Annotated in this window: 10 protein-coding genes and 1 tRNA gene; all 11 read right to left on the reverse strand. The window is 43.0% G+C overall.

Annotation, left to right across the window (positions count from 1 at the left end; genetic code table 11):
- Nucleotides 1-162: 162 nt before the first annotated feature.
- Nucleotides 163-1,134, reverse strand: coding sequence for a 3'-5' exoribonuclease YhaM family protein (locus LFYK43_RS04645; RefSeq protein WP_124975933.1), 972 nt, complete (start codon nucleotides 1,132-1,134; stop codon nucleotides 163-165).
- A gap of 84 nt (nucleotides 1,135-1,218) precedes the next feature.
- Nucleotides 1,219-1,560 carry a YlbF family regulator gene (locus tag LFYK43_RS04650; RefSeq protein ID WP_124975935.1) on the reverse strand — a complete coding sequence of 114 codons (342 nt, stop codon included), beginning with the start codon at nucleotides 1,558-1,560 and terminating at the stop codon, nucleotides 1,219-1,221.
- Between the two features lie 80 nt (nucleotides 1,561-1,640).
- Complete coding sequence (locus LFYK43_RS04655) at nucleotides 1,641-3,788, reverse strand: PBP1A family penicillin-binding protein (protein ID WP_124975937.1); 2,148 nt, start codon at nucleotides 3,786-3,788, stop codon at nucleotides 1,641-1,643.
- Between the two features lie 118 nt (nucleotides 3,789-3,906).
- Entirely contained in the window at nucleotides 3,907-4,365 is a 459-nt protein-coding gene (locus LFYK43_RS04660) for an arginine repressor (RefSeq protein ID WP_124975939.1), read from the reverse strand.
- A gap of 135 nt (nucleotides 4,366-4,500) precedes the next feature.
- Complete coding sequence (locus LFYK43_RS04665; RefSeq protein WP_124975941.1) at nucleotides 4,501-5,220, reverse strand: cyclic nucleotide-binding domain-containing protein; 720 nt, start codon at nucleotides 5,218-5,220, stop codon at nucleotides 4,501-4,503.
- 339 nt (nucleotides 5,221-5,559) lie between these two features.
- Nucleotides 5,560-7,254, reverse strand: coding sequence for an arginine--tRNA ligase (gene argS, locus LFYK43_RS04670; protein ID WP_124975943.1), 1,695 nt, complete (start codon nucleotides 7,252-7,254; stop codon nucleotides 5,560-5,562).
- Between the two features lie 304 nt (nucleotides 7,255-7,558).
- A tRNA-Gly gene (locus tag LFYK43_RS04675) sits at nucleotides 7,559-7,629 on the reverse strand.
- A 110-nt stretch (nucleotides 7,630-7,739) separates the two neighbouring features.
- On the reverse strand, nucleotides 7,740-7,955 hold the full coding sequence (locus tag LFYK43_RS04680) for a DUF2187 domain-containing protein (RefSeq protein ID WP_124975945.1): 216 nt from the start codon (nucleotides 7,953-7,955) through the stop codon (nucleotides 7,740-7,742).
- A gap of 111 nt (nucleotides 7,956-8,066) precedes the next feature.
- Nucleotides 8,067-9,440, reverse strand: coding sequence for an MATE family efflux transporter (locus tag LFYK43_RS04685; protein WP_124975947.1), 1,374 nt, complete (start codon nucleotides 9,438-9,440; stop codon nucleotides 8,067-8,069).
- Nucleotides 9,441-9,995: 555 nt separating this feature from the next.
- The gene (locus LFYK43_RS04690; RefSeq protein WP_124975949.1) at nucleotides 9,996-10,895 is read right to left on the reverse strand and encodes a LysR family transcriptional regulator; all 900 of its coding nucleotides are present in this window, start codon (nucleotides 10,893-10,895) and stop codon (nucleotides 9,996-9,998) included.
- Nucleotides 10,896-10,989: 94 nt separating this feature from the next.
- Nucleotides 10,990-12,285, reverse strand: a complete 1,296-nt coding sequence (purB, locus tag LFYK43_RS04695; RefSeq protein ID WP_124975951.1) for an adenylosuccinate lyase — start codon at nucleotides 12,283-12,285, stop codon at nucleotides 10,990-10,992.
- Nucleotides 12,286-12,373 lie beyond the last annotated feature (88 nt).

Genomic DNA, 12,373 nt, shown 5'->3' on the forward strand with positions numbered 1-12,373 from the left:
TTAGTTAGCTTTTCATATATCTTGCATAGAACCCTGCTTTCGAAAAATGTTCCCACTTTCTAGCCATTTTTGGCTGCTGTGACTGGAAATTGAAACTGATTGAAAGATTTGGCGCCGCACGATGATCAGCCCGGTATTTTTGCGCTGCTTTATTCTGTCAAATTACTCTGGTTTGGCTAAAGAACCATCTTCTGTCGGCCGGTAGAAGTTGCGCCCATCCATCCCAAAAATTCTCTCAGTGTATTCTCCAGGTGCCGTATGATCAAGTGCCTTATTCATCATCATGATCGAAGCATCTAAATCATCTAAGTGATGTAAAATCTCGGCTTCCAGCAGGTGCGGACGCACAGGCGACCCGTACTCCAGCAACCCGTGATGAGAAACGATCATATGGCGTAACAAAATTGCGTCTTGGCTCATTTTATCGATCCCGAGCTTATCACACGCTTCAGTGATCTCCTCATCAACTAAAACGATATGTCCCAGCAAATTCCCCGGGACGGTATAAACAGTCGCAACGGGACCGGAAAGCTCTAAGCTTTTTCCGAGATCGTGCAAAATCACACCGGAATAAAGGAGTGGTGCATTCAGCCCTGGGTATTCTTTAACAACTGACTGAGCCAGGTGCAAAATTGACAGTGTGTGGAAGGCTAAACCGCCAGCAAAATCATGGTGATTCTTTTTAGCAGCCGGAAAGCTGAAAAACTGAGCATGATATTTTTTTAATAAGTAGCGCACGATCCGATTCCAATTTGGATTGGTAATTTCAAAAATAACCTCATCGAGTTCTTTTTCCATGTCTTGCGTACTTTCTGGCGCGCTTTGCAAGTAAAGGCTCGGATCAGCCGGCTCCATTTCAGTTGCCAAACGTAGTTTATAAATTTTGATCTGCGGATTCTGCTGATATGTCTCCCTTTTTCCTTGCAAGAAAACAACTTTCCCAGCTTCAAATAATTCGATGTCTTGCTCTGAGGCGTCCCAGAACTTAGCACTGATCTCGCCTGAACGATCAGCGAAAGTAAAAGCAATGAATTTTTTGCCGTTTTTCGCGATCCGCACATCAGCTCCCTTTATTAGTACAAAAAGAGCCATGTTATCATCAACCTGATAGTCGAAAATCTTTTTGGTCTCCACAATTTGCCTCCTGCTTTTTTGAACTCAACGCAGTACATAAAAGAAAAAGGAACTGTCTTTCAAGAAACAGTCCCTTCCCGCGTACTATTCGAAATCATATAACTGGCTAACTGGTTTGAAAATGATCTTATTGATCTCTTCAAAAACAGCATTTAAAGCTTGTTCTTTTTGCATTAAATCGGACAAACTGTCATAGTTTTGTGCTTCATCTGCCAATTTTTTGATTTCTTCCATATCTTTGTCTGAAAGATCACCCTGCATTTGTTTGGTTTGCAGATCCTTTTGAGCTTGCTGAACCCGCTTGAAGCAATCAAATGCTTGAGGTTCTGCTTTAAGCTTAGCCATAGCTGCGCTTAAATCAAGATATTCTTGCGTCTGACGCAGGTCTTGTTCCAGTTGATTAGCTGAATCATAAATATTGATCACGTAGATGTCCTCCTTGCTGATATTAATTATTATTGTAACATTTAAAGCCATGGCAACCAAATAATTTATTGCCGTCTAACTTAGCGTCCGAAGATACTTTCGAGGTACCGTTTCCCGGATTCAGCAGCTTGACTAGCCTTATCTCTAATGCCGGATGTACCTTCAGAAAATTTCTTTTTCAGTCCTTCGCCCGCTTTTTCGATCGAATTCCAAGTGTTAGAAGAAGCATCGCTTTTACCAGCTAAAGTTTCATTGTACCTAGTTGAAGCGGACTTGACGTTAAATGAACTTTGAGCTGTCGTTGGCAAGATCCCTTCCATCTCAGTTTTAAAGAGGGCCGAACCAGCGTTGGTGCCAACATTAGCAATCGAATATTTGGACGAATCAAACCCGATCCATGTTGCCACAACAACATCTGGAGTATATCCAATGTACCACTTATCATTATCATCATTATTGTTATTCGAAGCCGTAGTACTTTCAGTCGAACCGGTCTTGCCGGCGATCGTATACCCGTCCGGTTTAGCGGAAACGCCCGTACCATTGGTGTAGACATCCATCATCATGCTGGTCATTTGCTTGGCAACACGACTGGAGATCACGTGTGTTGATTTGACATTGGTCCGATCCACGATCGTCTTGCCTTCAGAATCCACAATTTTAGTGATAAAATGCGGACTTTTACGGACACCATTGTTGGCGAACGCTGTATAAGCACTGGCCATCTGATAAGGGGAAACACCCTTTTTCAGGCCACCCAAGGCAAGACTCAGATTTTCATCGGTTTTGTCTAATGGGATCCCGAATTTTTCAACTGAGCGGAAGCCTTTTTTGACACCGATCTTATTCAGCAGCCAAACAGCAGTTGTGTTCTTACTCAAAGCTAAGGCTTGATACATCCGCAACTCGCCTGCATACTGGTCATCCCAGTTGTGGGGCGTATATTCATTCTTGCCAAAACCTTGCAGCTTATCTTCAACCTTAGAGTCATAATGATAGCCGCTTTGTAGTGCCGGTGCATATACCGCTAGTGGTTTGATCGTTGACCCTGGCGAACGGATCAGCCCGGTCCCACGATTATAACCGCGGAAAACATGTGTCTCAGCCCGACCGCCAACTACTGCGTTAACGCCGCCTGTTTTCGGGTCGATCGCAACTGAACCCGCCTGAGCCTTAGTCCCATCGCTAGCCGCATTTGGAAACAGGGAGGAATCCGCGAAGGTTGACTGCATCTGAGATTGCTGCTGCTGGTCCAAGGAGGTGTAGATCTTATAGCCGCGGTTCATAATTTCCGCTTCAGTCAGGCCATAATCCTTAATAGCCTCGTCGATCACAGCATCAAAGTAGTAAGGATACTTATAACCCGAACGGTATTGGTAAGTATCATTCAATACCATCCCTGCAGCTTGATATTGAGTTGCTTGGGCTTGAGAAATCTTTTTATTTTTGACCATCGTCGTCAATACCAAGTTCCGCTTTTGCCGTGCAGCTTGGATATGGTCGATGGGATTATATTGAGCCGGGTTAGATAACATCCCTGTCAGAGTAGCAGCTTGAGGTACTGTCAATTCAGAAGCATGCACACCAAAATACTTCTGGGCGGCGTCTTCTACTCCCCAGACTCCATTGCCAAAATAAGCATTGTTTAAATACATCGTCAAGATCTCATTCTTGCTGTACTCATTTTCAACCTGCATCGCAATAAAGATTTCCTTGGCCTTACGAGTGAAAGTCTGTTCCTGCGATAAAAATGCATTTTTTACCAGCTGCTGAGTTAAAGTACTCCCGCCGCCGCTGATATAATTTCGCCCAGTTACCTTGTTTTTGACCAGCAGCCAGGCTGCGCGGGCTAGTCCTTTAAAAGAAAAACCATATTCATGGTAGAAATTGCGGTCTTCACTTGAAAGAACTGCATCTTTCATGTTCTGCGACAACTGGTCGGAAGAAACCCAGGTCCCCTTTTGCGAGTACAGGTACCCCGCTTTTTTATTATCCTGGTCGTAGATCTCGGTCGACTGCTGTAAAGCCGATTTTAAACCTGAAACATCAGTCGTCTTAGCGACAAAAGTCAGATAAATACTGGCAACTAAAAAAATACTCAAAAAACCAATTGCCAACCAACGCCAGAGTTGATATCTGCTCCACTTTTCACCGACCCAAGACCAAAAAATACTCCAGAAGTGTGCAAATTGCTGTTTAAACTTATTCCAAAAAGATGAATCTCTCATAACTTATTTTTCCTCTTGATAATATACTTAGTCTGTTCTATATTATCACACTTCTAAGAATTTAAAGCGCAGAGACTCGCGTCTTAAGTAAGATTTAGCAACCTGCAAAGTGCCAGTGTTATTTTTCCAACATATATTTGGCAAAATATGCGGCGATCTTCTGTGCTGCATCCGCATCAGGACTGATCAAAACCAAGGTGTCATACCCAGCCAAAGTTCCCACAACTCCGGCAATACCGACTCCATCGATCAGCGCTGCCAATACGTTGGCGTTTCGCGGAGTCGTCTTAACAACATTCATAAACTGCACTGTTGTAACTTCAACTACGAGTTCACTGATCAGTTCAGCGACTTTTTCTTGCGGATTCTGCGCACCCTTTTGAAACAGGGTGTAATGTGTCTGTCCGTTAGCGTCGCTTTCTTTAACGATCTGCATTTCGCGAATATCCCGTGAAACAGTTGCTTGGGTGGCTTTAATTCCTTCTTCTTCCAAAGCCTTTAATAATGCTTCCTGGTTAGGGATCATTTGCTGCTTGATCAACGAAGCGATCCGAGCTTGGCGTAATTCCTTTTTCAATTAGATCATCCTTATCTGTAAAAGTTAGTTCTGATACTTACCCAGGGTCCAATTTTCTGTTGACCGAATGGATTCATAATCAAATATTATCACAGACCAGTCGTCTTTCTCCAGATTTATTAACCTTTTTAGCTGTTAAAGAGCAGTTTTATAAGACAGCCCTTGTTCAAAAATCGTCCTTGAAATTATCAGTTTGCGGGATTGATCCGATAAGATCCCACCCTGTCTGAACTGCTTAACCTTTTGTCCAACCGTCTGCACACTGGTATGGGCAAAAGATGCGATCGTGTCATAAGTTAAAACACTGGGCAATTTCACATCTCCGCTACTGAGCTGCTCTCCGCATTCTTGCCCAAAAAAGATCAGAATGTTTTGCAGCCGTTCGGTAATTTGACCAGCAGTACACTGTTCCTGGATCTGCTTTTGCAGCAGATATTTTTCCAGCATGCTGGCATGAACCACATTGAAAAAGTGCTTGCTCCTAACCTTCAAATCCTCAAAACACTTAAATGGGATTGCGAGCACAACTGAATCCTCACAAAAATGAAGTGAAGAAACAAGTGTTTCCTGGCGGGTCAACTCAAGGTCAGCTGGAAAATACATACCGGCTTTCAAGTAAGTATAGTAGGTACTGCCATTTCTACAAGGCTCTTCTAGCAGCAATGACCCTTGCGCTAGCCAATAGATCTGTAAACCGGCTGTTTGAGCTTGCAGGCTCACCCTTGAACCTGCTTGGTAGATCAGAGCATGACTTGAAGCAGCTAGAATTTCTTTTTCATATAAACTAAACTGTGAATCTCTTGTCAATAGTGCATGGATATCGACAGACTTTAATGTGCTAGTGATTTTTATCATAACTTTATTCAGCTGATCTCCGCGCCAATGCGTTTTGAAGAAACTGGTCCTCCTAAACTAATTTTATTATGATTCAACTTATAGTTATTGTTGATTTTGTTTATATTTGGTATTCAATAATTAATATTATAGCACCTTGATATTCCTTGTGCAAGTTTTAATTTGTTAATCCGTAGCATAACCCTATCTTCTGATCTAACAGCGATTATTACCACTATTAGCTGACGTCTATAATCACAAAGTTCTGGATCAAAAAACCTCCAACAAATAGTCAGCAGTCAAGCCTGCTTTTTGTTGGAGGTATATTTCTGATATTTTAATTTCGCTTAAATTAAACTGCTACATTTCATCCGGAGCATTGACGCCAAGCAAACGCAGAGCTTCTTTCAAGACAACAGCCACACTGGCGACCATCGCTAGACGAGAATCTTTCTGTTCATCATCTGTCAAGACCTTAGTATGAGCATAGTACTTGTTAAAAGATTTAGCTAAACGGATCGCATACTTAGCGATCACTGAAGGTTCATATTCTTCAACGGCTCGCTTGATCATAGCTGGGAAGTTAGCCAACTGACGAACGACTTCCCAAGAGCCTTCATCATTGAGACCAACAATGTTTAAATTATCCCGATCGATATCCCCTGCCTTGCGTAAAATACTCATGGCACGCGCGTGTGTATACTGAACGTATGGTCCAGTTTCACCTTCAAAACGAACAACTTCTTCCAAGTTAAAGTCGAAGTTGTTTAAACGCTCATTTTTCAAATCATGGAAAATGACTGCCCCAACTCCGACATCGTGCGCCACCTGCTCTTTATTCGGCAAATCAGGGTTCTTTTCAGCGATCTGCTTCTCAGCTAAAGCAACAGCATCGTTCAAAACATCTTCTAACAAAATAATGTTGCCGCGGCGAGTCGAGAGCTTCTTACCACCGGCAGTGATCAAACCAAATGGGATGTGGTGGATCTGGTCGGACCAATCATAGCCCATCTCTTTGAGAACAGCTTTCAGCTGCTTGAAATGGTTGGTCTGTTCATTCCCCACAACATACAGAGATTGCGTAAAATCATATGTTCTGAAACGATAAAGAGCAGCAGCCAGATCACGAGTAATATAAAGAGTCGTTCCATCGGTCTTTTTGATTAAAGCAGGATTCAAATTATATTTTTCGAGGTCAACGATCTCAGCGCCGCGGCTTTCTTTTAAGAGACCCTTTTCTTCTAAGAGCTCCACGATCTCATCCATCTTGTCATTATAGAACGATTCGCCATTATAAGAATCAAAGTCGATCCCTAATTCCTGGTAGATGCCCTTAAAGAATTTCAGGGATTCATCTCTGAACCATTTCCATAAAGAATGTGCTTCTTGGTCGCCATCCTCTAATTTCTTAAACCAAGCCCGTGCTTCATCATCCAGTTCCGGTTGTTCTTGGTCAACTTCATGAAAATGCACATAGTATTTCAGCAAAGTATTGATTGGATCTTGCCGGACTTCTTCTTCATTACCCCAGAGTTTATAGGCTTCGATCAACTTGCCGAACTGAGTCCCCCAATCACCCAAATGGTTGATCTTAATAGGATTGTAGTTAACTTTTTTCAACAGTTCAGCTAAAGAATTACCGATCACAGTCGACCGCAGATGCCCCATTGACATTGGCTTTGCAATGTTAGGCGAAGACATATCGATTGGAACGTTTCCTGCGTGTCCTAGATCTTGCGCGCCATATTCAGCTTGCTGGCCTAAAATATCTTGCAAGATCGTTTGACTGAAACTTTGCTTAGCCAAAAAGAAATTGACGTATGGTCCGACAGCTTGAACTTTATCAAAATCTTCCTGCGGAATTTTTTCAACTAGTTCCTGAGCAATCATCTGTGGTGCTTTATGATAAGACTTAGCTAAAATAAAAGCCGGAAAAGCGTAATCACCCAAGTCATAGCTCTTGGGTACTTCGATTTTAGGTAAAACTTGCTCTAATGACAATGTGCCATCCGTGGCCGTAACGATCGCCTGTGCTACTAAATTTTTCTGATCCATCCTTTTTCCTCCTCGCGGCGCGTGCCAATTTCAAAAATAAAAAAGTCCCTTGCAAATAAACTGCAAGAGACGAGAATAAGCCCGCGGTACCACTCTAATTGATTAATGATCCACTCATAAAAAAGTTAATTGTTTTCTAAGAGGTACGATTCACTAAGTTAAATCACCTGGCTTCCACCCTTCCAGATTCGCTAACGACCGCTCTTAATTACTAGTCTCTATCATCGAAATTCAATTAAATCTATTATTCTTATTTTTTTAGTGCTATAAAAAAACACCTTCATTGCCGAAGATGTTTTAGTCAAGCGGGTAACGAGAATCGAACTCGCGACATCAGCTTGGGAAGCTGGGATTTTACCACTAAACTATACCCGCAACAACAAAAACAAGTATAGCACAGTAATCCGCGCTTGTCACTACTTTTTTGTCAGCCGATTCCTGTAATTAGGTTATCCTTTGACCAATAAACAATTATTCAGTCAGAATTAACCCTTGACTGCCCGTTTCTTGATACTATCTAAACGAACGATCGCGCGATTGTGAAAGTCAGCAACCGCAACAGCATCGCTTTCATCAAACTTATCAATTGAAACCATCGCTGAATTATCATAAATTTTTTCAATCGTACCAATAAAATCTTTTTGCAGTGAACCAAATTTTTTGCAGTTAACTTGATCCCCAATTTTAAATACAGACTCCATCTGTCTCACCCCTTATCACTGATAACAAGCCGTCTGAACCTTGCACCATCGACGGCTGTCTATGGAATACGAAGTGCATATTATCAAAACTGGCTCCAAAAAGCAAGAGTTTTATTCTTCTGCCAACTGTGTTTTACCCGCATCTTTAGCTTCTTGCCGTCTTTTTAACATCTTCACAGATTGTACATATGATGTGATCAGCACTAGACATGAACCGATCCAAGCTAAAGGACTGGCAAAACAAGCGCCTGCATATCCAAAAATTGGTGCCAAAATCAAAGCCGCTCCAATACGCATGGCTAATTCTGCTACGCCGGCCATCGTCGGCACGGCGCTTTTGCCCAGACCCTGCATACAGTTACGGAAGATAAAGAGCAGTCCCAGCAAAGGATAAAACGAAGCATTAACGTTGAAGAAAATTTGCGACAACTTCAAGACCCCGGGATCACTCTTGCCCAAGAAGACCATGACCAGATCTTGGCCAAAAATAATCATTACCAATCCCGCTACGATACTAAAGGAAACAGTCAGGATCGTCGCAGAGCGGACCCCTTTCAAGATCCTGCTATATTCTCCTGCACCATAATTTTGTGCAGTATAAGTCGCAACAGCTACACCAAAGGAATTCAGGGGTAAGGTTGCGATCTGATCGATCTTACTAGATGCGGTCGTCGCAGCCACGGCAGTCGTTCCCAAGGCATTTAATGCTGACTGGATCATGATAGAGCCGATCGCTATGATCGAGGACTGAAAGCCCATTGGTAAACCAACGCTCAAATGCGACTTGATGGCCTTGCTGTCGATTTTTTTAAAATCCGTCCAATGGACTTGCAGCAGCGGGATTTTTTTAATGATGTAGATCACACAAAACAAAACTGAAAACATTTGCGCAGTTACGGTTGCAAAACCAGCACCAGCAACACCCCAGTGAAAGACCACAATAAACAGCAACTCCAAAAAGACATTCAAGACCGCAGCTATGATCAAAAAGTAGAGTGGGGTCCGGCTATCCCCTAAACTGCGGATAATGTTTGCCAGCAGGTTATAAGCCATTTGGGTGATGATCCCGCCAAAAATGATCGTCGAGAACACCTGAGCCTGAGGTTCAATTTCGGCAGGCGTATTCATCAGCATTAAGATGTCATGAATAAAATACACACTCAAAAATGTCAAGATCAAGGTTACAACGAGACTGATGACGATACTCGTGGCAAAGCTTTCCCGAACTTTGCGAAAATCTTGCGCACCGAAATATTGGGCGGTCATGATAGCCAAGCCTGCGGTCAAGCCTTGAGCGAAACCGATGATCAAAAATTGAATACTCCCTGTAGAACCAACAGCAGCCAATGACTTGACCCCTAATGTCTGTCCCACAATGATAGTGTCGGATAAACTATAAATTTGTTGAAATAAGTTACCGATCAAAAGCGGTAAGGCGAACGACAGGATCAACTTAATAGGACTGCCTTTGGTTAATTCTTTCACGGTTATAATTCCCCCTAAAATCACAGAGCAAAGAACAACGGGAGAAAGCGAGCATTATCGGACTTTGACACTATATTGCGGGCTTGGCAATGTAGTGTCGAAGTTGGATAAGCACGGCTTTCTGTTGCTCGGAGCTCAACTAAAAATCACAGAGCGAAGCATGGCGTTCAGCAGGCGAGCATTATCGGACTATCAACTTTAATGCGAACCTCAGCATTAGAGCTGATAGTTGGATAAGCACAACCTGCTGCCATGAGCAGCTCAACTAAAATCACAGAGCGAAGCATGGCGTTCAGCAGGCGAGCATTATCGGACTATCAGCTTTAATGCGAACCTCAGCATTAGAAGCTGATAGTTGGATAAGCACAACCTGCTGCCATGAGCAGCTCAACTAAAATCACAGCACGAAGCCGTTTTGCTACCTGGTGCGTCTTTCCAAAAAACATGGGCGAGATCTCTACAGCAGCTCGCCCATCAAACTAAAAATCCTTACTTGATTGTATACCCTAAAAAAAGCTATTTTACCAGTACTTTGCTTACATTTTTTTCTTTCAATTAGTCTGCCAAAATTTTTTCGGCAGGATAACGCTGCTTGATCCATTCTTGGACAAGCTGTAAAAACGCTTGGCTGGAAGGTGTCTGCCTCTTTTCATCCTGAGTAACAACAGCAATCGTTCGCTTGAACGGCTGCGAAAAAGGATAACATTTGACATTCCCGCCAAGATTTTGCATGGCCAATTCAGGCAAGATCCCCAAACCTAAACCACTCTCTACCATTGCTACAATTGAAGCATCATCAATACTAAACTGGATCGAATTTTCCGACACGCTGTACGTGTCTAATGCTTGCTTTGTTTCCCGATCGTAATCGATCTGCTGGAGCATGAAACGTTCATTTTTAACATCTTCTTGAGTGATCGTCTGCCCGTTTTGGGGGTGAAAACCGGTGGGAACGATGCAATAGATCGGATCTTGGTGCAAAGCAACCACATGCAAGTTATCTCTGACAGGCAAAGCGGAAAAGCCTATATCCAAGCGGCCCAGGCGCACCTGTTCAGTTACTTTATTGAAATTTCCTTGCTCAATACTGATATCGATCTCGGGGAATTCCTGTTTAAATTCATGAATGATCTCGGGCAGCCAATTGATGCAGACACTACTGAAAGCACCAATTCGCAGTTTGCCAGAATTCAGTCCCTTGATCCGATCGGCCTCCTCATGTAGTTTGATCTCAGTATTTAAGATCTCTTGCACGATAGGCAAGATCCGCTCGCCGTCTGGGGTCAGTGTGACTCCTGTGCGGTTTCGAATAAAGAGCGGAAATTCCAATTCATCTTCCAAAGTCGCAATAGAATGACTGATCGCCGAAGGAGTCACATTCAGTACTTTAGCAGCCGAGATAAATGTGCGCTGGCGGGCAACTTCACTAAAAGCTTGGTAAGCAAAATTTGTCATCTAAAAAATGCTCCTTTCGACATTAGACGCCAATTTACACCCATTTAGCAGTCAAGTCAAACCTTTTGTCAGCTATTTGCAAATAATTTTATTTTTAGTTTAAGCCGACCCGGTCAAAGATCTCATCAACTCTGCGTAAATGCCAGTGATAATCAAATGCATCATCCAATGCCGCTTGATCCAGTCTGTCAGTAATTTGCGGATCCTCTTCTAACAGCGGCCGAAATGGGATCTGTTCATCCCAAGAACGAGCGGTCTTAGGCTGGATCAGATCATAGGCTTCTTCTCTGCTCATCCCAGTATCGATCAGTTTTAATAAAACACGACCGCTATAGATCAGCCCAAAAGTTTTATCCATATTTGATCTCATTCTCTCTGGGAAAACAGTTAAGTTAGCCAAAATTTTTCCAAAACGGTTCAACATGTAATCAAGTAAAATCGTGGTATCCGGCAAAATAATACGTTCTGCCGATGAGTGCGAAATATCGCGTTCATGCCACAAAGGAATGTCTTCATAAGCAGTCTGAACGTGCCCACGAACCACACGAGCCAAGCCGCAAATATTTTCTGATCCGATCGGATTACGCTTATGCGGCATAGCTGAGGAACCTTTTTGTCCCTTGGCAAAATGTTCTTCAACTTCGCGAGTTTCAGACTTTTGCAAGCCCCGGATCTCAGTTGCAAATTCTTCCAAGCTAGTGGCGATCAAGCCTAAAACGGCAACATATTCAGCATGCAGATCACGAGGTAAAACTTGACTTGAGATTTCTTGCGCGCGAAGCCCTAATTTATCGCAGACATACTTTTCAATAAATGGATCGATGTTAGCAAAACTGCCGACCGCTCCGCTGATCTTACCGGCTTCTACGCCTGCAGCGGCATGCTCAAAGCGCTCAATATCACGATTGATCTCAGAGTACCAGCGAGCTAATTTCAAACCAAAAGTTGTCGGTTCAGCGTGGACACCATGCGTCCGCCCCATCATGACAGTCTGCTTATATTTTTTGGCTTGGGTCGCGATGATTTCTTTAAAACGCTGCAAGTCAGCCCGCAAAACATCATTGACCTTTTTGAGCTGATAACCATAAGCGGTATCAACTACGTCTGTACTAGTCAGACCGTAATGGACCCACTTTTTCTCGTCCCCTAACGACTCCGAAACGTTACGGGTAAAGGCGATCACATCATGATGAGTCACAGATTCGATTTCTGCGATCCGATCAACGTCAAAGGCAGCATTTTCTCGGATCTTGACAACATCAGCCTCCGGGATCTGGCCAAGCTTGGCCCACCCTTCATCAGCAGCAATTTCAACAGCCAACCAGCATTCATATTTAGTCTGATCGTTCCAGATAGCAGCCATTTCAGGTCGAGTATATCTTGAAATCATTCGTTTTTCTCCTTCTTTTTCCAAAGCTAAACACATTTTTGTTAAGATTTACAGGTTAATTATACATTTCCGTCAATTAAGGTACCAG

Source organism: Ligilactobacillus salitolerans (assembly GCF_003864415.1).
Lineage (GTDB): Bacteria > Bacillota > Bacilli > Lactobacillales > Lactobacillaceae > Ligilactobacillus > Ligilactobacillus salitolerans.

Bases quoted from the DNA above. Each gene is read 5' to 3' on its own strand.
- LFYK43_RS04655 (WP_124975937.1), bottom strand. From the start codon at position 3,788: ATGAGAGATTCATCTTTTTGGAATAAGTTTAAACAGCAATTTGCACAC.
- LFYK43_RS04665 (WP_124975941.1), bottom strand. From the start codon at position 5,220: ATGATAAAAATCACTAGCACATTAAAGTCTGTCGATATCCATGCACTA.
- argS (WP_124975943.1), bottom strand. From the start codon at position 7,254: ATGGATCAGAAAAATTTAGTAGCACAGGCGATCGTTACGGCCACGGAT.
- LFYK43_RS04680 (WP_124975945.1), bottom strand. From the start codon at position 7,955: ATGGAGTCTGTATTTAAAATTGGGGATCAAGTTAACTGCAAAAAATTT.
- LFYK43_RS04690 (WP_124975949.1), bottom strand. From the start codon at position 10,895: ATGACAAATTTTGCTTACCAAGCTTTTAGTGAAGTTGCCCGCCAGCGC.
- purB (WP_124975951.1), bottom strand. From the start codon at position 12,285: ATGATTTCAAGATATACTCGACCTGAAATGGCTGCTATCTGGAACGAT.